This is a genomic window from Bradyrhizobium sp. RP6 (assembly GCF_003837805.1).
Lineage (GTDB): Bacteria > Pseudomonadota > Alphaproteobacteria > Rhizobiales > Xanthobacteraceae > Bradyrhizobium.
In genome coordinates this window covers 38,801-60,683 of the sequence record NZ_RQIT01000020.1, presented here as the reverse complement: position 1 = coordinate 60,683, position 21,883 = coordinate 38,801, and the positions used below count along the sequence as shown (strand labels likewise).

The window sequence follows — 21,883 nt, the reverse complement described above, 5'->3', positions numbered from 1 at the left end:
GCGGCCGCCGCGGCTTCGGAGTGGAGGATGCTGGTATCGCATGGGTCATGTTATTTATGTGGTCCGTTGCGGAGCGAATTCAATGCCGATGGTAGCGTCACCACATGTTGAGCACGAGACGCGCCTCGTCGCTCATGCGTTCCGGCGACCACGGCGGCTCCCAGACGACCTTGACGTCGACGACGCCGACGCCTGGCACGCTGGCGACCGCGTTCTCGACCATGGTCGGCAGCTCGCCGGCGGCCGGACAGTTCGGCGTCGTCAGCGTCATCTGCACGTCCACGGAGCGATCGTCCTTGATCTCGACCTTGTAGATCAGGCCGAGCTCGTAGATGTCGGCCGGGATTTCCGGGTCGAACACGGTCTTGAGCCCAGCGATGATCTCGCGGGTCAGCCGCTCGGTCTCCTCCGGCGGCAATGCCGAATGGGTCTCCATCGGATTGGTTTTGATTTCAGCCGTGTCACTCATGCGAACAAATCCCGCGCCTTCAGCAGCGCCTGTGCCAGATGATCGACTTCTTCCCGCGTATTATACATGCCGAACGAGGCGCGGCAGGTGGCCGTGACGTTGAACCGCTCTAAAAGAGGCATGACGCAATGGGTGCCGGCGCGCACCGCGATGCCCTGGCGGTCGATCACGGTGGCGACGTCATGGGCGTGCGCGCCCTTGAGCTCGAAGGAGATCACCGGGCCCTTGCCCCGCGCCGTGCCGATCAGCCGCAGCGAGTTGATTTCGCGCAGACGTTCCTGCGCATAGGTGGTGAGATCGTGCTCGTGCGCGGCGATGCGCTCCTTGCCGATCGAATTGACATAGTCGATCGCGGCACCAAGGCCGACGGCCTCGACGATGGGTGGGGTGCCCGCCTCAAACTTGTGCGGCGGGTCGCCGTAGGTGACGATGTCGCGCGAAACTTCACGGATCATCTCGCCGCCGCCGTTGTAGGGGCGCATCGCGACGAGGTGGTCGTACTTGGCCCAGAGCACGCCGATGCCGGTGGGGCCATAGACCTTGTGGCCGGTGAAGACGTAGAAGTCGCAGCCGAGATCCTGGACGTCGACCGGCAGATGCACCGCGCCCTGACTGCCGTCGACCAGCACCGGAATGCCGCGCGCATGCGCGATCCTCACGACCTCCTTGACCGGCACGATGGTGCCGAGCGCGTTCGACATCTGCGTGATCGCGACCAGCTTGGTCTTGGCCGTCAGCAGCTTCTCGAACTCGTCGACGAGGAAATTGCCCTCGTCGTCGACCGGCGCCCATTTGATCACGGCACCCTGGCGTTCCCTGAGGAAGTGCCACGGCACGATGTTGGAGTGGTGCTCCATGATCGAGAGGACGATCTCGTCGCCTTCTTTGATGTTCGGACCACCCCAGGACGACGCGACCAGGTTGATCGCCTCGGTCGCGTTGCGGGTGAAGATCACTTCTTCAGGTCGCCCAGCGTTGATGAACTGCGCGACCTTGGTGCGGCCGCCCTCGTAGGCTTCGGTCGCCGCATTGGCGAGGTAGTGCAGGCCGCGATGCACGTTGGCGTATTCGGATGTATAGGCCTGCGTCATGCGGTCGAGCACCGACTGCGGCTTCTGCGCGGACGCGGCGTTGTCGAGATAGACCAGCTTCTTGCCGTAGACCTGCATCGCGAGCGCCGGGAAATCCTGGCGCACGCGCGCGACGTCATAGGCGCCGTTCTTGACTGCCGGATGCGTGCTCATGACCGCTGCTCCAGCCAGCGCTCGGCGATGCCGATCACATGCTCGCGCAAACTGTCGTCGGCGATCTGCTCGATCGCCTCGCCCACGAACGCCTGGATCAGCAGTGCCTGGGCCTGCTTCTCCGGCAGGCCGCGCGCCTTGAGATAGAACAGCAGGCTGTCGTCCAGCGCGCCGGCGGTGGCGCCGTGGCCGCAGGAGACGTCGTCGGCAAAGATCTCGAGCTCGGGCTTGTTGTCCGCCTCGGCCTCGTCCGAGAGCAGCAGCGCGCGGGTCATCATCTTGCCGTCGGTCTTCTGCGCGTCGGGACGGACGATGATGCGGCCCTGAAACACCGAATGAGCGCGGTCGTCGATCACGGCGCGGAAGATCTCGCGGCTGACGCAGTTCGGCACGGCATGGTCGACCACCAGCGTGGTGTCGCCATGCTCGGTCTTCTTGAGGAGGTTCACGCCGTTGACCGAGAGCTCGCTGCCCTCGCCCGCCAGCGTGATGAAGCCTTGCAGGCGGCTCACCGCGGCGCCCGTGGTCATGTTGAAGAAGTTGAACTTCACGTTGGCGCCGATGGTGACGAACTGCGAGGTGATGTTCACTGCGTCGGGCGCGTCATCCATCAGGCGGACATGCGCAACATCGGCGTTGTCGCCGACCGAGACGATGACGGCGTCGTTGACCTGGTAGGCCTCGGCTTCCGTCGCGACAAAAGTCTCGACGATGGTGACGCGAGCGCCCTTCCCGACCACAACCTGCGAACGGGTGTACGCCGAGGTCGACGCGGCGGTCGCGACGTGGATGATCTGAATCGGCGCGGACAGTTGCGCGCCATCCGCAATCGACAGCACGACGCCGTCGGTCGCCAGGGCGGCGTTCAGCGCGATCACCGCATCGGTGCTCGCGGTCTTCAGCAGACCGGCATCTTTCTCCAGCGTCTCACGCAGCGTCTTGAAGCTTGCCTCGGCGACCAGCGCCTTCACGTCGGACAGGTCGGCCGCGAACACGCCGTCGACCAGCACCAGCTTGCAGGCGCCCGCGATCGCATGCGCCTTCACCGCCTCAGCCGCGCGCTTCGACGCGGCGGCATCGGGGGCGGCTGCCAGCGGCAGCACTTCGCCCACGAGCGCACGCAGGTCGGTATATTTCCATTCCTCGATCCGGCGATGCGGCAGGCCGAGACGCTCATAGCTCTCGAACGCCTCGCGGCGCGCCGCGATCACATCGGGCGATCCCGGCAAACGGCCTTCTGCGCTGGCGAAGAGATCGCTCACCGCGCGGCGGCTTCCGGTCTTTGCCACAGCAACGTTCATTGCAACCAATCCTTACGCGGCCTCGAACTGGGCGTAGCCGGACGCTTCCAGCTCCAGCGCCAGCTCCTTGCCACCGCTCTTCACGACGCGGCCTCTCGACATCACGTGCACGACGTCGGGCACGATGTAGTTCAGCAGCCGCTGATAATGGGTGATGACGACCATCGCACGCTTGGGCGAACGCAGCGCGTTGACGCCGTCGGCCGCGATGCGCAGCGCGTCGATGTCGAGGCCGGAATCCATCTCGTCGAGGATGCACAGGCTCGGCTCGAACAGCGCCATCTGCAGCACCTCGTTGCGCTTCTTCTCGCCGCCGGAGAATCCGACATTGACGCCTCGCTTGAGCATGTCCTGCGGAATGTTCAGCGACTTCGAGACTTCGCGGACCTTCTTGAGGAAGTCAGGCGTCGAATATTCGCTCTCGCCGCGCGCCTTGCGCTGCGCGTTGAGCGCGGTGCGCAGGAAGTTCATGGTGGCAACGCCGGGAATCTCGACCGGATACTGGAACGCCAGGAACACGCCCTTCGCGGCGCGCTCGTCCGGCTCCATCTCCAGGAGATCCTCGCCCTTGAACAATATCTGACCGTCGGTGACCTCGTAGCCGGGCTTGCCGGCGATGACGTGCGAGAGCGTCGACTTGCCGGAGCCATTCGGCCCCATGATCGCGTGCACCTCGCCCTCGTTCACGGTCAGCGTCAGCCCATGGAGGATCTCACGCTCCTCGACACGAACCTTGAGGTCTTTCACTTCAAGCAAAGCCATCTTGGTATCCAGTCTATTCAATTGATGTTGGAGCGCGAGGTGCGCGCCTCGAGGGTCGGCGGTCAGCCGACCGACCCTTCGAGCGAAATCGAGATCAGCTTCTGCGCTTCGACTGCGAATTCCATCGGCAGCTGCTGCAGCACGTCCTTGACGAAGCCGTTGACGACGAGGCCGACCGCCTCTTCCTGGCTGAGCCCGCGCTGGATGCAGTAGAACAGCACGTCTTCGGAGATCTTCGACGTCGTTGCCTCGTGCTCGAACGTTGCCGAGGAGTTCTTGGCTTCGATATACGGCACGGTGTGCGCGCCGCATTTGTCGCCGATCAGCAGGGAGTCGCAGGCCGTGAAGTTGCGCGCCCCGGTCGCCTTGCGGTGCGCGGTGACGAGGCCGCGATAGGTGTTCTGCGACTTGCCGGCGGCAATGCCCTTGGAGATGATCCGGCTCGACGTGTTCTTGCCGAGATGGATCATCTTGGTGCCGCTATCGACCTGCTGGAAGCCGTTCGAGATCGCGATCGAGTAGAACTCGCCGCGGGAATTGTCGCCGCGCAGGATGCAGCTCGGATATTTCCAGGTGATCGCCGATCCCGTCTCGACCTGGGTCCAGGAGATCTTGGAATTGGCGCCGCGGCAGTCACCACGCTTGGTGACGAAATTGTAGATGCCGCCCTTGCCTTCCGAATTGCCGGGATACCAGTTCTGCACCGTCGAATACTTGATCTCGGCGTCGTCGAGCGCGACGAGCTCGACCACGGCGGCGTGCAGCTGGTTCTCGTCGCGCTGCGGCGCGGTGCAGCCTTCGAGATAGGAAACGTAGGAGCCCTTGTCGGCGATGATCAGCGTGCGCTCGAACTGGCCGGTGTTGCGCTCGTTGATGCGGAAATAGGTCGACAGCTCCATCGGGCAGCGCACGCCGGGCGGCACGTAGACGAACGAGCCGTCGGAAAACACCGCCGAGTTCAAGGTCGCGTAGAAATTGTCCGAGGTCGGAACCACCGATCCCAGATATTTCTGCACCAGCTCGGGATGCTCGCGGATCGCCTCCGAGATCGGCATGAAGATCACGCCGGCCTTCTTCAGCTCCGCCTTGAAGGTGGTCGCGACCGAGACCGAATCGAAGACGGCATCGACCGCGATCTTGCGGCGCGCCGGATCTTCCTCGCCGACCTTGGGCTCGACGCCTTCGAGCATCGCGACCTCCCGCAAGGGGATGCCGAGCTTCTCGTAGGTCTTCAGGATCTCCGGATCGATCTCGTCGAGCGAGGACACCGTCTTCTTCGGCTTCGGCGCCGCGTAATAATAGAGGTCCTGGAAGTCGATCTTGGGATAATCGACCCGGGCCCAGGTCGGCTCCGTCATGGTCAGCCAGCGCCGATAGGCCTCGAGCCGCCACTGGAGCATCCAGGCGGGCTCGTTCTTCTTCTCGGAGATAAACTTGACGGTTTCTTCCGACAGACCCTTGGGGGCCTTGTCGGACTCGATCAGGGTCTCAAACCCATAACGATACTGGTCGACGTCGATGCGCTTCACGCGCTCGACCGTCTCTTGTACGGCTGGCATTCCATCCTCCGCTCGCGGTTTCAAGGACCGCGGTGGATCAAACTCGGTCGAGTATTACGATATTTCTCTGCGGAAAGCACGGGCTTAGAACCGTTCGAGCCGTGTTTCATCGCTTAGCTCTTAAGTAGGGTATTACCAAGCTTTCGCCAAGCCTCTAACGCCCTATTGATGTCCTCTGGTCCCGTGGACCAGCCCAGACTGAGGCGCACCGCTCCCTGGGCCACGGCCGGATCGTACCCCATCGCCGACAGGACGTGGGACGGCTGGACCTTTCCCGAGGAACAGGCGGAGCCGGAGGAGACCGCGATGCCCTCCAGATCGAAGCCGATCACGGCGGTTTCGGCCTTCAGGCCTGGCGCGGTGAAGAGCACGGTGTTCGGCAGGCGTTCCACGTCGTCCGAGAAGACCGTCGCCCTGGCAACGCCGCGAAGGCCATTTTCCAAACGATCTCTCAGAGTTGCCATGCGCTTCACATCCTCCGGCAGAGCCTGAAGCGCGGCCTTCACCGCGGCCCCGAAGCCGGCGATCCCAGCGACGTTCTCGGTTCCGGCCCGACGGTTGAGCTCCTGCCCGCCGCCGCGCAGCACCGGCTCCAGACCGGTTATCCCCTCCGTCATCACCAGTGCGCCGACCCCCTTGGGGCCGCCGATCTTATGTGCAGAAAAGGTGGCAAGGTCGGCGCCTACCCTCCTGATGTCAAAAGGGATTTTACCAAGCGCCTGGATCGCGTCGACATGTAGGAGGCCGCCGGCTTCGTGGACGACGCTTGCGGCCTCGGCGACGGGCTGGAGCGCGCCGGTCTCGTTGTTGGCAGCCATGATCGATACCAGGGCTGACCGGCCGTCCTTGAGCCGAACCTTCAGGTCCTCAAGGTCGACCGCGCCGGAGCGCGTGACCTGGATCAGGCCGATCCTGTCTGCCGGGAACCGGCCGCCAGCCAGCACCGAAGCATGCTCGACCGCGGAGACCAGCAGCCGCTCGACAGGGCCGCCGGACGGCCCCCGCAAACCCGGCGAGAGCGCCAGCGCATTGGCCTCGGTTCCAGCGGAGGTGAAGACGACGTTACGCGGCTGCGCGCCGACCGCAGCTGCCAGCGTGGCGCGGGCCTCCTCGACCAGCCGTCGCGCCTCCCGCCCCTCGGCATGGACCGATGACGGATTGCCGACGCGGTCATAGGTCGCGACAATCGCCGTCCGCGCCTCGGGGCGCAGCGGCGTGGTCGCGTTCCAATCGAGATAGACACGGTTCGGCATAGGGGCCCTCTTAGCACCTTTTGTCGGCCGGCCAATCGGAGGGCGTGCGCTCGTCAGGCCGGCTGCTGCTCCACCCTTCGCAGGGTTCGCGGCGCCGCCCGCAATCCGAACAGCGGCCGCACCCAGGCAACGCGCCGGACGATCTCATAGGTCGCCACACATGTGAGCGCGGTCCCAACGATGACAATGGACGCTTCGATCCCGGCCGACAGACCGCTGCCATGTAATTGATGCGCGATCACGATGATCGCAGTCTGGTGCACGATGTAGTACGGGAAGATCGCGTCAGTCAGATAGCGCCGCGCGGGGCCGTCGGCCGTGAAGGTGCGTCGCGCAAAGCCCAGCACTGCGGCGATCGCGAGCCATTGGTAACAGCCGTAGGCTGAGGCTGCGGCCCACTTCAGCGCGGGCGACGGCGTGAACAGGCCGGCGCGAACCAGGATGAAGGCAAAGAAGCAGGCGGCTGCCGCCAGCAGGGCCACCCAGCGCTGGCGCTCGACATCGCGCCAGATCCCCTCGTGCCTGGCCAGCAGGAAACCGATCAGGAAGGCCGTCGCGTGGTCCGCGTGGTTGTACCAGTCGCCGAACAGCGCATGTGTCGAGGGGAAAGCCGGGAACAGCACCAGGCGCCAAGCCGCATACAGCAGGCAGGGCACGATCAGGAGCCGGGGCCCGGCAAGCATGTCAGCCAGCTTCCGGCCAAGCCGGTCGGCGCCGGCCGGCCACAGCGCGAGCACGCCGATCAGCGCCATCGTGTAGATCCACAGATAGACCACGAACCAGAGATGGTTCCATGTCGGCAATACGATGCAAGGCTTCGGACAGAACTGCGCGCCGAAGGCAAAGTAGTGCCTGGTGTAGAAATCGAAGAAGCCTGCGAGATGGCCGAGGCTTTCGACGATCTGGAGATAGGCCTGCGGCGGCACGATCACGAGCATGCCGAAAATCAGTGGGATCAGAAGCCGCGCCGATCGCGCACCGGCAAGCGAGGCGAGGCTGGACTTGCCGAGCATGAAGCGGGTGGCAACCCCTGATACCAGGAACAGCAGCGACAGCCGCCATGGGTTGAGGAACAGCATCACCGGTTCCATCCAGGTGAGCCGGTGCACGCTCTTGATGTGAAATCCCCAGGACACGTAGAGCATGCCGATGTGGTAGAAGATCAGGAGCCCGAAGGCTAAAATCCGCACCCAGTCCAGATCGATACGCCTGTCCGAGCTTTGGAATTGCTGTGGTGTTGTCATGGTATTCTGCTCCTTGACGGGACGACGAACGCGGTTTCCGGGCCATGGCTGCTGATACCGAAAATGCTCCGCCTGCGGCGCGCGTCGAGCCGGTTTGGGATCAGACTCGGGCGCGAGGGGACGAGCCGCCCGCGGCCGGGACGAGTCGCGGGTCTTTTGGGATCAGCGGCGGCGACCGGATGATGTTCGCCGCGATTGCGGCCGTCGCGCTCGCGATCGGAATGGTCAATGCGTTTTCGTTCGCCCAGGACGCCGCCTGGCGCGGCGACCGCTACGACATCGGCCGGCGGCTGTTCTGGGAGATGTCGAGCATTGCCGTCATCCTCCTGCTGCTGCCGATCCTGGTGCTGGCGGTCCGCCGCATGCGCCGGACGCCCGGCCTTGCCGCTCGCGCAGCAATCGGGGCGATCATCCTGCTAGGCTTTTCGGCGCTCCACATCAGCGGCATGGTCTGGGTGCGGAAGCTTGCGCTCTGGCTCGCGGGAGGCGCCTACGATTTCCGTTTTTCGCTTGCGACGGTCCTTTACGAATTCCGCAAGGATGCCGTGGCGGTCGTCCTGATCGCCGGCACGATCTGGCTGCTCGAAAGCCGCCGCGAGCTGAAGCGCGCCGCGGCCGCTCCGCCGACACCACCGGCCCGCCGACAGGCTTTATCGCCAGATGTGATCTGGCTGCGCGACGGCACGAGCCGCGTTCGCGTGGTGCCTCAAGACATCCTCTGGGTCGCGTCCGCCGGCAACTACATCGAATACAGCCTCGCCGACGGCACCCGGCACCTGATCCGGGGCACGCTGGCCGCCGCGGAAAGCGAGCTGGCGCGCTTTTCCATCGTCCGCGTTCATCGAACCAAGCTTGCCAATCTCGATCGGGTGCGCGGCGTGGACCTCAAGCCTTCCGGAGATTTCGAGCTCGCCTTCGACAACGGCCAGTCGCTCGGGGGCAGCCGACGTTACCGGCCGGCGGTCGCTTCGCTCGGAGGCCGAACCGCCCCGGCGGAAATCACCACTGCCGATCGACCGGCGAAACAGTCATGATTCCAATTGGTTGAGCACTGCCCTCCGGCAGAGCGGCCAACCACCACTGTTCTCCGGTTGAACCCGAGCAGGTCCGGTCATGGGCGGCAGGCCGAAGATGACGTTGCCATGACTGACTAAGCTCTTGAGCGCATTGAGAGATGTCGAAGAAGCTTGCTTTTTGACCCTTGCCTTGTGTTAGAACGCGCGCGTCAGTTCACCTGCGCGCCACTCACGCATCATCCGAGGGCGCGCCTTTCCACCCTCATTCGTGCTCCCGTCGGCAGCAACGCTGATGGAGCCACAGTCGGTTGATTGCGCAGGGATCACCTCCAAGGGACTCAATCAGAGACATCCATGCCTGAAGTCATTTTCACCGGCCCTGCGGGCCGTCTCGAAGGCCGCTATCACCCCGCCAAGCAGAAGAACGCGCCGATCGCGATGATCCTGCATCCGCATCCGCAGTTCCACGGCACGATGAACCATCAGATCGTGTACCAGTGCTACTATGCCTTCGCACATCGCGGATTCTCGGTGCTGCGCTTCAATTTCCGCGGCGTCGGCCGCAGCCAGGGCTCGTTCGACCACGGCACCGGCGAATTGTCGGATGCAGCCGCCGCGCTCGACTGGGCGCAGACCATCAATCCCGAAGCGCGCGCCTGCTGGGTCGCCGGCTTCTCGTTCGGCGCCTGGATCGGCATGCAGCTGCTGATGCGCCGCCCCGAGGTCGAAGGCTTCATCTCGATCGCGCCGCCCGCGAACCTCTACGACTTCTCGTTCCTCGCGCCCTGCCCGTCGTCGGGGCTGATCGTGCATGGCGAGAAGGATGCGGTGGTGCCGCCCAAGGACGTCAACACTCTGGTCGAGAAGCTGAAGACGCAGAAGGGCATCGTGATCGACCAGCAGATCATCCCCGGCGCCAACCACTTCTTCGACGCCAAGCTCGAGCCGCTGATGGAAACCATCACGGCCTATCTCGACATGCGCCTGGCCAACGTGCGGTGAGATCTTCCGGCGTAGACAGGTTCGTGGCATGGCTACGGACCGTCACGCTGGAGATTGCGAGCGATGAAGGCGTATCTGGTTCTTGATCTGTCGGTGAACGACCACGCCGGATTCAAGACTTATATCGCTGAAATCCCGGCATTCATTGCGAAGCATTCAGGACGATACATCGTGCGCGGCGTCGAGCCGACCACGATCGAGGGCGACTGGGCGCCCGAGCGCCTCGTCATCATCGAATTTGCGGATCGCGAGAAAGCTCAGGCCTTCTTGGATGATCCCGACATTCAGCCTCTGTTCAAACTGCGCCAGGCGACGACGACCAGCAGGCTGCTCCTTGCCGATGGGTGCATCTGATTACACAACTGTCTACGCCAGCTTCAGCGCGACGATCCCCATCAAGACGAGCGCGATGCCCGCAAGCTTCATCGCGCTTAAGGACTCGCCGAACAACACCACGCCCATCAAGAAGGTGCCGGCGGCACCGATGCCGGTCCAGACCGAATAGGCGACGCCGACCTCGAGCACCTTCAAGGCCCGGCCGAGCAGGAAGACGAAGGCTGCGAGCAGCACCAGCGAAGCGACGCTCCAGCCGACGCGCGTGTAGCCTTCCGCATATTTCATCGAGATCGCCCAGCCGACATCGAGCGCGCCTGCGATCACCAGCATCAGCCAAGCCAGGGATTGCGACATCGGACCGTGCTCAGGCCGCGAGCTTGAGCAGATGCGCGTCGTGGCGAAGGAGGAAGGCGCGCAGCAATTGCGGATAGTCTGTGCCGACTGCGGTGCGCACACTCGGACGCTTCGCGAGCTCGGCGCGCCAGGCACGGACCCTCGGCACATCGCGGAAGATGCCGTGCTCGGTCAGTTCGTCGAACAGGTCGAAATAGCGGAAGATCGGCGCGAATACGGCGTCGACGAGGCTGAACGCGTCGCGGGCAAAGAATGGACCTGTGCCAAGCGCGGCCTCGACGCGCGCAAATTTCGCCGCGAGCGCCTGGCGCTTGTTCTCGAAGATCGCCGGGTCACTCGTGGTTTCCAGGCCCCAGGGATCACCGAGGATCGCCGAGCCGAACTCCATCCAGCCGCGGTGCTCGGCGCGTTTCAAAGCATCCGCCGGATGCAGCTTCGCACCGCCTTGCGTCTCCTCGATGTACTCGCAGATGACGTTGCTCTCGAACAGCGCGACCTCGCCCTTCTCCGTCGTCACCACAAGCACCGGCACCTTGCCGAGCGGTGACAGCCTCAGAAACCAGTCGGGCTTGCTGGCGAGATCGATGTCGATCCGCTCGAACGGCACGCCCTTCTCCTTCAGCGCGATCACCGCGCGCTGCACATAGGGACAAAGCTTGTGGCTGATCAGTTTGAGCGAGGCGGTCATGGCGATGATCCCGGCGGCTAGATGCAGATGCATCCAATCTAGATGCATTTGCATGAACTCGTCAAGATCAATGCACTTGCATTAATCGGCCGTGATCTCAGGGCCGGGTCATGATCCCACCCGTCATCGGCATCGGCACGCCCGTCGTCGCCGGATAGGACAGCGGCAGGCCCTTCAGGCCGCGGGCGGCGAGAAAGCCGAAGGCTTGCGCCTCGATGGCATCGGAGGCCCAGCCGAGTGTCTCCGCGGCCTCGACGGTGGCCGAGCCCACCCGCTCCCGCAGCATCCGCAGCATGGTGAGGTTGCGCGCGCCACCGCCGCAGACGATCCAGCTCCGCGGTCGCCGCGGCAACAGCGGAATGATGCGGGCGATCGCCGCCGCGGTGAAGGCGGTCAGCGTCGCGGCGCCGTCGGCCGGCGCGACGTCGCCGAGCTTCAGGGCGGCAAAATCGTTGCGGTCGAGCGATTTCGGCGGCGGCAGTGCAAAGAACGGCAGCTCCAGCGCCCGGCTGATCCAGGCCTCATCCACCTTGCCGAGCGCTGCGAATTTGCCTTCGGAATCGAACGCCTGGCTCATGGTGCGGTACATGAAATCGTCCAGCAATGCATTGCCGGGGCCGGTATCGCAGGCAATCAAAGCGTCGTTGCCGTCGATATAGGTGATGTTGGAGACGCCGCCGATATTGACCACGACGATCGGCGCCTCGCGCTCCAGCGATTGGACGAGCGCTCGGTGGTAGACCGGCACGAAGGGGGCGCCCTGCCCGCCGGCCTCGACGTCGGCGGCGCGGAAATCATACATGACGGGAATATGGATCGCCTTGGCCAGTGCCGGCCCATCGCCGATCTGCACCGTCAGCCGCTTCTCGGGCCGGTGCAGCACGGTCTGGCCATGGAAGCCGACGATGTCGATGTCCTCCGGTCTCATGCGGTTCTGGGCGAGGAAGGCCGTGACCGCCTCGGCATGAGCCCGCGTCACCGCGCGCTCGGCATCGGCCAGAATGCCCGGGCGGGCGTCGCGTTGCTGCAGATGCAAGGCCTCGTTCAGCGCCTGACGCAGCAGGTTGCGCTCGGCCGGGCTGTAGGCCCGGTAGCCGGTCGGCCCGAACGCCTTCACCTGCTTTCCGTCGGTTTCGATCAGCGCGACATCCACCCCGTCCAGCGAGGTGCCGCTCATCAGACCGAGTGCCGTCAACATCATGGATCAGTGTCCTCAAGAGACCCGCCCTGGCCTGCTGATCTTGTGCCAGAGGGACACATCTTATAATGCCAACGCGCCAGGTGGCGGGCGGACATCGGGTTCCCGCGGAAGACCCCTAAATTGCCCCCAAAACAGTAAACCAAAAATTGTCAGGCGCGCCGACAGATGACTGCATTTAAATCGGATTTCCTCAATATCCTGCAGGAACGAGGATTCATCCACCAATGCTCCGATTTCGAGGGGCTGGATGCGCTTGCCGCCAAGGGCGAAGCCATCGCCTATGTCGGCTACGATTGCACCGCCCGCTCGCTGCACATCGGCAATTACCTGACCATGATGATGCTGCACTGGCTGCAGCAGTCCGGCAACAAGCCGATCACGCTGATGGGCGGCGGTACCACCATGGTGGGCGACCCCTCCGGCAAGGACGAGACGCGCGCGATGCGCACCATTGCCGAGATCGAGGCCAACAAGGAATCGATCCGCGGCGTGTTCGCGAAGGTGCTGCGTTATGGCGAGGGCAAGAGCGACGCCATCATGCTCGACAATGCGGAATGGCTGACCAAGCTGAACTGGATCGAGATGCTGCGCGATGTCGGCCGCCACTTCTCGGTCAACCGCATGCTGACCATGGACTCCGTGCGGCTGCGTCTCGAGCGCGAGCAGGAGATGAGCTTCATCGAATTCAACTACATGGTCTGCCAGGCCTACGACTTCGTCGAGCTAGCCAAGCGCACCGGCTGCCGCCTCCAGATGGGCGGATCGGACCAATGGGGCAACATTATCATGGGCGTCGATCTCGGCCGCCGCATGGGGACCCACCAGTTGTTCGCGCTGACGACGCCGCTGCTGACGACTGCGTCCGGCGCCAAGATGGGCAAGACCGCGCAAGGCGCGGTCTGGCTCAATGCCGACCAGTTCAGCCCATACGATTTCTGGCAGTACTGGCGCAACACCGAGGACGCCGACGTCGCCAAGTTCCTGAAGCTGTTCACGACGCTGCCGATGGCCGAGATCAGGAAGCTCGAGGCGCTGGGCGGCTCGGAGATCAACGAGGCCAAGAAGGTACTCGCGACCGAAGCGACCGCGCTGCTGCACGGCCGCGACGCCGCGAACGAAGCCGCGGAGACCGCGCGCCGCACCTTCGAGGAAGGCGCGCTCGCCGAAAGCCTGCCGACCGTCGAAATTCCGCGTAGCGAGCTGGACGCCGGCCTCGGCGTGCTCAACGCCTTCGTCAAGGCAGGCCTCGTTGCCTCCAACGGCGAAGCCCGACGGCAGATCAAGGGCGGCGGCCTGCGCGTCAACGACGCGCCAGTTACCGACGAGAAGATGGCCCTGTCGGCGGGCAATCTGACGCCGGAAGGCGTGATCAAGCTGTCCTTCGGCAAGAAGAAGCACGTGCTCATCAAGCCTGCATAGGCGTATGAGCTTTTCACTGCTTGTCAGGTCGCGCCGAAGCGCGCCTCCTGACCGGCAATGGACCAGAACGCGACCAAAGAAACGACAGCGGAAGCGAGCAAGGAACAAGCCGGAAGCACCAGGCCGAAGGCGGTGCGCACCGCTCTCGTCGTGCTCGGCCTGTGCTTTACGCTGGCGGTTCTTGGACGCGGGCTCAGCGAGAGCTTCACCGTCTTCCTCAAGCCGATCTCCGAAAACTTCGGCTGGGATCGCGCCCAGGTCGTCTCGATTTATTCACTGACCTGGCTCGTCAGCGGACTGACCGCACCGCTGGTCGGGCGCCTGTTCGATCATTCCGGGCCCCGTATCGTCTATGCGCTCGGGCTGCTCCTGCTCGGTTCGGCCTTTCTGATCGCGAGCCACGCGCAAGCCCTCTGGCAATTCCAGCTGTCGATCGGCATCTGCGTCGGCATCGGCGTTGCCTTCATCGGCAATGTGCCCAACTCGATCCTGCTCGGCCGCTGGTTCGGCCCAAAGCTGCCGACCGCCATGGCGGTGGTCTTCTCGGCGATGGGCGGCGGCGTGCTGGCATTGCTTCCGGCCTCGCAGCTTCTGATCGATCATCTCGGCTGGCGTGAAACCTATCAGGTCTACGGCCTCGCCGCGCTCGGGCTGCTGGTGCCGCTGCTGCTCCTGCCCTGGCGCATGTTCGCGGCCGGCTCACCGCACGTGACCAAGAAGAGCGATCCGGATTTCGTCGACAGCGGCTGGACCCTTGCGAGCGCGATGCGTCATCATGCCTTCTGGGCGCTGTTCTCGACCTTCTTCTTCACCGCGGTCGGCATGTATTCCATCGCGGCGCAGATCGTGGCCTATTTGATCGACGCCGGCTTTCCGCCGCTCCAGGCTGCGACCGCCTGGGGCTTCTCCGGCATCGTGCTGGTGTTCGGCATGCTGGGGGTCTCGGCGCTCGACGCCCTGATCGGACGCCGGCCGTCGGTGCTGCTCAGCTACGCGATCTCGATTCTCGGCATCGTTCTGCTCTGGCTGTTGCAGTACTATCCGAACGTCATCCTGCTCACCGGTTTCGTCGTCTGCTTCGGCAGCATGATGGGCTCCCGCGGGCCGCTGATCACGGCGACCGCGATGAAGATCTTTCGCGGCAAGCGCGTCGGCACCATCTTCGGCACCATCTCGATCGGCAGCGGCTTGGGCTCGGCCTTCGGCTCATGGAGCGGCGGTCTGATTCACGATGCAACGCACGGTTACAATCTCCTGCTGGTCTTCGCACTTGCGAGCGTGATTCTCGGAATGACTCCATTCCTGATCGTCCCCGCCTTGCGGGAGTAGGTCTCCTCGACGTAACCTGCATCCCTTGGCATCACCGGGCTATTACGTACGGGCGCGAGGCGAACATGTGCGAAAAAGCGGATCGCGCGCGGCTGAAAAGCCGTGCCTGCGGTGTTTTGTCCGACATGACAAAAATGTCAGCGCGGAATTGATCCTGGGTGGCTTGCGAGACGAAACCGAATGCGGTCCAAGTCGCAGCATTGGATGGAGGGCAAACCGATGGACTTTCCTTATCTCTCTCGCTTTCAGCCGGTTCTTCTGAGCCTGTTTCGCTTCATCACCGGCCTGTTGCTGTTCCAGTATGGCGTCGCCAAGCTGTTCAAGTTTCCGGTGCTTCCCTACTTCGCCAACATTCCGCCGCTGATCTGGACGGCCGGCGCGATCGAGCTCGTGCTCGGCGCGCTCCTGATGCTCGGCCTGTTCACGCGGCTCACCGCGTTCATCCTCTCGGGTGAAATGGCCTTCGCCTACTTCATGGGCCACATGCTCAAGGGCGAGACGCCGGTGTTCCTGCCGCTGCTGAACGGCGGCACCGCCGCGATCCTGTTCTGCTTCGCCTGTCTCTATCTCTCGGCGGCCGGCGGCGGCTCGGTGAGCGTCGATGCCGCAATGGGCAAGGAGAGCGGCGCAGGCGGCGACGCTTATGCGCGGCGCTGACGCGCTTCGCCGGTTAACCTGAAAGTAAGACAGCACCGGCGGATCAGCCGGTGCGGCTCAGCGCGCGCCCAGCACGTTCCAGATGAGAACGAGGACCGCCACGAGCAGCACGGACATGATGATTCGGTGAACGAATCGGTTCATGAGCGCTCCTGTCCGACCGGCCGCCCACCAAAGCGAAAAACCAATTCTCTCCGGCCTCCGCATTGGCCTGCACCGGCGCCTGTCGTCGGTCTGGTTGCAGGCTTGCGCATAAGACCGCACGGCAGCTTTCGCGCGGCGCGGTTCTGCGCGCGCATGTTCACGTTTGGTAAGAACTTCCTGCTACCCATGCGAGCAACAACAACCATTCCGTAGGGGCTGTGATGAAGCTGCTGAGCCATTTGAAGATCCGCACCAAGCTTGCCAGCATGGTCTGCCTTGCGGCTCTCACAGTCACGGCCATCATCGGCGTATCGGCCGTGCTCAGCAAGAGCCGCATGATGGAGGACCGCGTCCAGCAGATGCGGACCGCCGTCGAGCTCCTCTACAATTACGCCCAAGCGCTCCAGGACGAAGTGACCGCCGGCAAGCTGACGGCGGCCGAGGCCAAGAGCCTGTTCCACCAGCGCGGCCGTCGCATGAACTTCAACGGCAACCAGGGCTATCCGGTGGTCTACAATCAGGATGGCTCCCTGGTCGTCAACGGCGCCAATCAGCAGCTCGAAGGCAAGATCACCGGCGCCAAGGATTCCAACGGCGTGCTCATCGCCGACGCCATCATCAAGGCCGGCAGCGAGACCGCGCAGGGCGGCGTGACCTCCTATCTCTATCCCCGCCCCCGCCAGACCGAGCCGGTCCGCAAGACCGTGTTCGCACGCAAATTCGCGCCCTGGAACGTGACCATCAGCTACGGCCTCTATGTCGACGACATCGACGCCGACGTGCGCGCGCTGACGCTGGAGCTCGGCGCGATCGGCCTCGGCCTGATGCTGCTGATGGCGACGCTGTCCTGGCTGATCGCCCGCGACGTGCTCGGCGCGCTCGAGCGCCAGAAGAATCGCATGCAGGAGATCTCCGAAGGCGCCATCGACAGACCGGTCGAGGAGACCGATCGCGGCGACGAGATCGGCCGCATGGCCGAGACCCTCGAGATCCTGCGCCAGACGGCACTGACGGCGCGCGCGCTGGAGGCCGAACAGGCCGCCACCAAGACGCGCACCGAGCAGGAGAAGCGCGAGGCCCTGATCGCGCTTGCCGACCGCTTCGATGCCTCCGTCGGCCAGCTCGTCGGCCTGATGGCCTCCGGCTCCGGTGAGCTCGAGGCCACCGCCAAGTCGATGTCCTCGACCGCCGAAGGCACCAACCGCCGCGCCTCCGTGGTCGGCTCCGCCGCCACCGAAGCCAGCCAGCGCGTCCAGACCGTCGCGGCCGCCGCCGAGGAGCTCTCCTCCTCCATCACCGAGATCAGCCGTCAGGTCGCGCAATCGGCCGAGGTCACCGGCCGTGCCGTCGACAGCGCCCGCCGCACCGACACCATCGTGCGCGCATTGTCCGACGGCGCCCAGCAGATCGAGCACGTCGCCGAGCTGATCTCCAGCATTGCGGCCCAGACCAACCTGCTCGCGCTCAACGCCACCATCGAGGCGGCGCGCGCCGGCGAAGCCGGCCGCGGCTTTGCCGTCGTCGCCTCCGAGGTGAAGTCGCTGGCAAGCCAGACCGCGGAAGCCACCCGCGAGATCGGCGACAAGATCGCCCAGATCCAGGGTGCGACCAAGGAAGCGGTGGATGCGATCGGCGGCATCACCGCCACCATCGAGGAGGTCAGCCGCATCGCGACCTCGATCGGCGCCGCCATCGAGGAGCAAGGCGCCGCCACCGCCGAGATCGCCCGCAGCGTCTCGCAGACGGCGGAGGCGACCAAGGAGGTCACCACCAATATCGGGGTCGTCTCCACCGCCGCCAACGAGACCGGCAACGCCGCCGGCATGGTGCTCGCCGCAGCCTCGAACCTCTCCAAGCAGGCCGAGCAGCTCTCCGGCGAAGTCGGAACGTTCCTGAAGGGCGTGCGCGCCGCCTGACGCGCCCCCCCGACTCGAGACGTTTAGCGCGAAAGCGTCGCCACATTCGTCATGGCCGGGCCTGTCCCGGCCATCACGTTTTTGGCCGCGCCGCACGAAGAACGTGGATACCCGGGACAAGCCCGGGATGACGAGCACTTGAGAAGGTGGGCGTTTATCGCCGCGCGAGGTTGCAACCGCTCGACAGCTGGCGCGTCGAACCCGTCGAGCCGTCGTTGGACTGCGAGGGGAATTCGTCGAACGGCGAGTTCTGCTTGCCGGTGTTGAACTCGAAGATCTTGCGGAACAGCCCCGGGGCCATCGCCGAGATCGGATTGACGCGCATCACCGGGGCAGCCGGGGTGCCGACGACCTCGTAGGTCACGCCGATCAGTCCCTCGTTGTTGCCGCCGCCGAGGAAGATGCCGAACAACGGGATCTGGCCGAAGATGTTGTTGACACCGTACATCGGCACGAAGGTGCCGCTCATGCACACCTGGTTGCCGGGATAGTCGATCGAGCCCTCGATGGTGGCACCGATCATCGGCCCCTTGACCACGCCGTCGCGGATCGTGAGCGCGCCATTCTGCCGGGTGAACTCGGCGCGAAGCGCGCTGAAAGAGATGCCATTCCCGGTGCCGTTGGGCGCGCCGGCGGCAACACGTTCGAGCTGCGCCTCGCCCTTCACCGTGAAGTCGCGCACGTTGATGAGGCCTTCGCGCGCGGTGTTCTGCTCGGACGTCGGAGGCTCCATCGCCACCACCATCTGGCCGCCAACCGCCTTGGTGTAGGTGTCGGTGAAGCGCAGCAGCGCGCCGGCATCGTTGGTCTGCAGATAGATCACCTCGCGGTTGCCCTGCGCGCGGCCGCCGCGCAGATCGGCTGCCACAGGCGTGTCGCGGCCGATCTTGCCGCTCAGCGTGAAGGCTTTGACCGCGCCGCTTCGTTTCGACATCTTGGCATCGACGCTGCGCATGGCTTCGCCGTTGAATCCGGCGACGGCGCCGAGCTTCACGTCGATGTCGAAATCGACGTTCTTCAGCTTGCTCTTGCCGTCATCCTTGGAATTGCCCGAGATCGCCGACTTCAGGAAACCGCGGCCGTCGAACACGTCGCCACGCATCGTGCCGCGCACCACGCCGTCCTGGCTGCGCTCCACTTTGAGCGACGCCTTGTCGCCGTCGGAGGGCGCGTAGGTCGGGAAGTTCGCGTTCATGAGATCGCCGTTCGCGTCGACCTCGAGCGAGCCCTTGATTGAGGCGCCGCCGCCCTCGATGACGATGTCCTCCAATCGCGTCGATTGCGTCGTCGGCACCACCTTGAAACTGGCCTTGGCGGATTTGCCCGGCAGCTTGACCCAGCCGGGAAGGATATTGTCGAGCTTGACCGAGGTCAGGTCGGCCTCGACGCCGAGCTTGGTCGTCTGATCCGGACCGCTTGCGATCTTGCCAGACAACTTGATCGGCAACGATCCGCTGACGGCGGGGCTCAAATCGAATCCGAGGCGCGCGCGGCCGGCATCGTCCAGCGTCGCCTGCAATCGGACGTCCGCGTCGCCCTCGGCCGGCTTGCGATAATCGACCGAGGCCGCCTGGCCGTTGATCTTGACGTCGCCCTTGACCTGATAGCCCTGGTTGTTGGCGACGATCTTCAGGTTGTTGGCCTCCAGCTTCTGGTTCATCACGAGCTTCTCGGCGGCAAAGCCGTTGAGGTCGGCGGTGACGGCATAGGTGGTGTCAGCCTTGGTCAATTCGCCCTTGACCGGCATGCCGAGCTGGATGTTCGCCGAGAACGTCCCCTTGCTGGTGTTGGGATCGACGACTGTCGACGACAGATCGCTCAGCCGATCATTGGCGAGCAATTCAGCGGCTGCAGGCACCGGACCATCGACCCGAAACCTGCTCCGTGACGGCGACGGCTTGGGCGCCATGTCGGGTACCTCGAAGACGAAATCGGAGATCGTGACCTTGCGACCCGAGGACGTATCCGCAACGCCCTGCCCGATGTTCACGGTCGCAGTGCGCCCGGTCACGCGCGCCTTCAAATCGGCATCGCGCACCACCGGCATGCCATCCACGGGGCGGACCGCGACGCCGCTCGCCACGATATTGACCGACAGGCCGTCGTCCGGAATGGGCGGGCCCCTGCGGGGCAGGTTCTTGGTCGGCGAGTTGACGCCGATCTCGATGCGCTGGAGCGTACCGCGCTCGATCCGTTCGATCACCCATTCACGCAATTCAGGGACGATCAGCGTCGGCCACATCCGCTTCAAGGCGGAGGCCGACATCGGCGTTCCCGCAAAGCCGAGCGTCAGCCGCGGCTCGCCGGAATAGTCGATGGCACCGGTGCCGGCGACGCCAATCTCGCCATTGCTGATGTCGGCCTGCGTCAGCAAGAGGCGCTTGTGATCCGTGTCGAAGCGGAGACCGATCGCAATGCGGTTGAAGACGAGCGGCGGCTCATCGTCGATACCGCCGAGGAGAATCGAACCGCCGCTGAAGCCGAGCTGCCAGTCGTTGGTGGTGCCGTTGGGCGGCTCGAGATGAGCCAGCAGCGTCAGGCGGTTCGCGCCGGAAAGAATCTTGAACGGAGCGACCAGCACGCGCCGGTTGGCGTCCCACTCGACATTGATCTCGGCCGAGTCAATTCCCATCGGATAGTCGGGCGTGTCGGTGTCGATGATGTTGCCGGCGCCGACCGCGATCTTGCCGCGGAAGAAGGTCGGCACGCCGTCGCGGCCGAGTTCGCCCTTGAGTTCGCCGGTCAGCGGCAGGTCGGCGGTATAGGTGAAGTCCTTCACCCGCAGCGCCAGGAGGATATTGGAGGTCGAGACCTTGTCGGCCTTGATGTCGACGGATCGCACGCCGTTCTCGGCGGGACCGATCGTGGCGCGCAGCATCCAGGGGCGCGCGCCCTCCTCGCCGAGGCTGAGCGCGACGCCGCCGCGGCTCGGCCGGCGCAGGCTGAGCGTGATGTTCTCAAACGACCATTTGCTGCCGCGCTGCTGATCGTCGACGATCAGGTTGCCGTTCTTGAGACCGATCTCGTTGAGGTTCTGGCCGTCGAGGCCGGTCATGCTCAGACTGTCGAGCCAGTCGAGGCCCTGGAGAATGCCACTCTGCGCTGTCGTCTGCGGAGCGGCTTGCGACACCTCGGGGCTCGCAGGCGCGGTCGCGAATGGCGGCGGTGGGACACCGCTACGCGGGAATGTCGGTGGCAGGCCCGCGTCCTTCTTGGACGCGACGCCAGTCGCCAGCGGCTTGGCGGTGTCGCCGGCCGACACGGTGACGGTGCCATCGGGCGCGATGCGGATCGCGAGCTCGGCATCGACGAGATTGAGGCTTTCGGCGCGCAGGTGCCCCATCAGGAGACCCGCACCCGACAGCTTCACCTCGGCCTTCGGCGCGCTGGCGACGACGGCGTGATCGCGGTCGCGAACGATGATGTCTCGGATGCGCACGGCGATGCGGACACGCCCGGCGCGCTCGATCTGGGTGCCGCCGATCTCAACCGTGTTGCCGTGGCCGATATTGTCCTCGATCGCGGCCGCCAACCATGGCGTTGCGATATCCAGATTGATGGGACCGGCGCCGAGCCGCCACCACAGCGCGCCAAAACAACCGACGAAGATGACGAGCAGGGTGCCGAGAACCACCGCGATGCGCTTCAGCCAGCGACCACCAGCCACCCAGCGGCGCACTCCGCCGAATCCGTCCCCGAAACGATGGAAGCCCGAACCGGAACGCGCCAGCAGCCGGCGCGCACGATGGCCCGCCGCCGCTTCCTGATCCGGATCCCAGTCGGCGTCGTCCCATTCCTGCGGCTCATATTGGCCGCCGCGCCGATCGAAGTCCCGGTTATGGTTCTGGGGCGACGTATTCCTTGCCATTGCTTCTCGATACAGGCGCCCGTCATAGGATTGAGCGCCGCCGGGACCGCAGCCGGCCACGGGAGCTGATGCTCCCTGCGCCGGCACTGCCGCCATACCTCGTATGTTCCTGCTGTTCGTC

General features: G+C 64.6%; 18 protein-coding genes. 7 read left to right on the top strand and 11 right to left on the bottom strand.

Going from position 1 to position 21,883, the window contains the following annotated elements:
* Positions 1 to 97: 97 nt before the first annotated feature.
* From EHH60_RS28200 to EHH60_RS28170, 7 genes are all read right to left on the bottom strand, one after another.
* Entirely contained in the window at positions 98 to 469 is a 372-nt protein-coding gene (locus tag EHH60_RS28200) for an SUF system Fe-S cluster assembly protein (protein ID WP_124162648.1), read from the bottom strand.
* Positions 466 to 1,713, bottom strand: a complete 1,248-nt coding sequence (locus EHH60_RS28195) for a cysteine desulfurase (RefSeq protein WP_124162647.1) — start codon at positions 1,711 to 1,713, stop codon at positions 466 to 468. The genes EHH60_RS28200 and EHH60_RS28195 overlap by 4 nt, the downstream gene beginning before the upstream one ends.
* Complete coding sequence (gene sufD, locus EHH60_RS28190; protein ID WP_124162646.1) at positions 1,710 to 3,014, bottom strand: Fe-S cluster assembly protein SufD; 1,305 nt, start codon at positions 3,012 to 3,014, stop codon at positions 1,710 to 1,712. Before sufD ends, EHH60_RS28195 begins: the two co-directional genes overlap by 4 nt.
* Positions 3,015 to 3,026: 12 nt before the next feature.
* Positions 3,027 to 3,776 carry a Fe-S cluster assembly ATPase SufC gene (gene sufC, locus EHH60_RS28185; protein ID WP_124162645.1) on the bottom strand — a complete coding sequence of 250 codons (750 nt, stop codon included), beginning with the start codon at positions 3,774 to 3,776 and terminating at the stop codon, positions 3,027 to 3,029.
* A 62-nt stretch (positions 3,777 to 3,838) separates the two neighbouring features.
* Positions 3,839 to 5,335, bottom strand: coding sequence for a Fe-S cluster assembly protein SufB (gene sufB / locus EHH60_RS28180; protein ID WP_124162644.1), 1,497 nt, complete (start codon positions 5,333 to 5,335; stop codon positions 3,839 to 3,841).
* A gap of 113 nt (positions 5,336 to 5,448) precedes the next feature.
* A complete protein-coding gene (locus EHH60_RS28175; RefSeq protein ID WP_124162643.1) occupies positions 5,449 to 6,588 on the bottom strand; it encodes a cysteine desulfurase family protein in 1,140 nt (379 codons plus the stop codon).
* Positions 6,589 to 6,641: 53 nt separating this feature from the next.
* On the bottom strand, positions 6,642 to 7,832 hold the full coding sequence (locus EHH60_RS28170) for an acyltransferase family protein (RefSeq protein ID WP_124162642.1): 1,191 nt from the start codon (positions 7,830 to 7,832) through the stop codon (positions 6,642 to 6,644).
* A gap of 179 nt (positions 7,833 to 8,011) precedes the next feature.
* On the opposite strand from EHH60_RS28170, the gene EHH60_RS28165 reads away from it, so the two are divergent.
* From EHH60_RS28165 to EHH60_RS28155, 3 genes are all read left to right on the top strand, one after another.
* Positions 8,012 to 8,866 (top strand): LytTR family DNA-binding domain-containing protein, encoded by an 855-nt coding sequence (locus EHH60_RS28165; RefSeq protein ID WP_245454608.1) that lies wholly within the window; start codon positions 8,012 to 8,014, stop codon positions 8,864 to 8,866.
* Between the two features lie 336 nt (positions 8,867 to 9,202).
* Positions 9,203 to 9,850, top strand: coding sequence for an alpha/beta hydrolase (locus EHH60_RS28160; protein ID WP_024337874.1), 648 nt, complete (start codon positions 9,203 to 9,205; stop codon positions 9,848 to 9,850).
* 63 nt (positions 9,851 to 9,913) lie between these two features.
* Complete coding sequence (locus EHH60_RS28155) at positions 9,914 to 10,204, top strand: DUF1330 domain-containing protein (protein ID WP_124162641.1); 291 nt, start codon at positions 9,914 to 9,916, stop codon at positions 10,202 to 10,204.
* 12 nt (positions 10,205 to 10,216) lie between these two features.
* On the opposite strand, the gene EHH60_RS28150 is transcribed toward EHH60_RS28155, so the two are convergent.
* From EHH60_RS28150 to EHH60_RS28140, 3 genes are all read right to left on the bottom strand, one after another.
* Positions 10,217 to 10,540: a DMT family transporter gene (locus EHH60_RS28150; protein WP_124162640.1), complete on the bottom strand. Its 324-nt coding sequence runs from the start codon at positions 10,538 to 10,540 to the stop codon at positions 10,217 to 10,219.
* Positions 10,541 to 10,550: 10 nt separating this feature from the next.
* Positions 10,551 to 11,228 carry a glutathione S-transferase family protein gene (locus tag EHH60_RS28145; protein WP_124162639.1) on the bottom strand — a complete coding sequence of 226 codons (678 nt, stop codon included), beginning with the start codon at positions 11,226 to 11,228 and terminating at the stop codon, positions 10,551 to 10,553.
* Between the two features lie 97 nt (positions 11,229 to 11,325).
* Positions 11,326 to 12,429: an anhydro-N-acetylmuramic acid kinase gene (locus EHH60_RS28140; protein ID WP_124162638.1), complete on the bottom strand. Its 1,104-nt coding sequence runs from the start codon at positions 12,427 to 12,429 to the stop codon at positions 11,326 to 11,328.
* A gap of 165 nt (positions 12,430 to 12,594) precedes the next feature.
* On the opposite strand from EHH60_RS28140, the gene tyrS reads away from it, so the two are divergent.
* From tyrS to EHH60_RS28120, 4 genes are all read left to right on the top strand, one after another.
* Positions 12,595 to 13,848: a tyrosine--tRNA ligase gene (gene tyrS, locus EHH60_RS28135; protein WP_124162637.1), complete on the top strand. Its 1,254-nt coding sequence runs from the start codon at positions 12,595 to 12,597 to the stop codon at positions 13,846 to 13,848.
* A 57-nt stretch (positions 13,849 to 13,905) separates the two neighbouring features.
* Positions 13,906 to 15,177 (top strand): MFS transporter, encoded by a 1,272-nt coding sequence (locus tag EHH60_RS28130; RefSeq protein WP_124162636.1) that lies wholly within the window; start codon positions 13,906 to 13,908, stop codon positions 15,175 to 15,177.
* 219 nt (positions 15,178 to 15,396) lie between these two features.
* The gene (locus tag EHH60_RS28125; protein ID WP_124162635.1) at positions 15,397 to 15,834 is read left to right on the top strand and encodes a DoxX family protein; all 438 of its coding nucleotides are present in this window, start codon (positions 15,397 to 15,399) and stop codon (positions 15,832 to 15,834) included.
* A gap of 365 nt (positions 15,835 to 16,199) precedes the next feature.
* Positions 16,200 to 17,894, top strand: coding sequence for a methyl-accepting chemotaxis protein (locus tag EHH60_RS28120; RefSeq protein WP_124162634.1), 1,695 nt, complete (start codon positions 16,200 to 16,202; stop codon positions 17,892 to 17,894).
* A 154-nt stretch (positions 17,895 to 18,048) separates the two neighbouring features.
* On the opposite strand, the gene EHH60_RS28115 is transcribed toward EHH60_RS28120, so the two are convergent.
* Entirely contained in the window at positions 18,049 to 21,858 is a 3,810-nt protein-coding gene (locus tag EHH60_RS28115; RefSeq protein WP_199752095.1) for a YhdP family protein, read from the bottom strand.
* Positions 21,859 to 21,883: the final 25 nt, after the last annotated feature.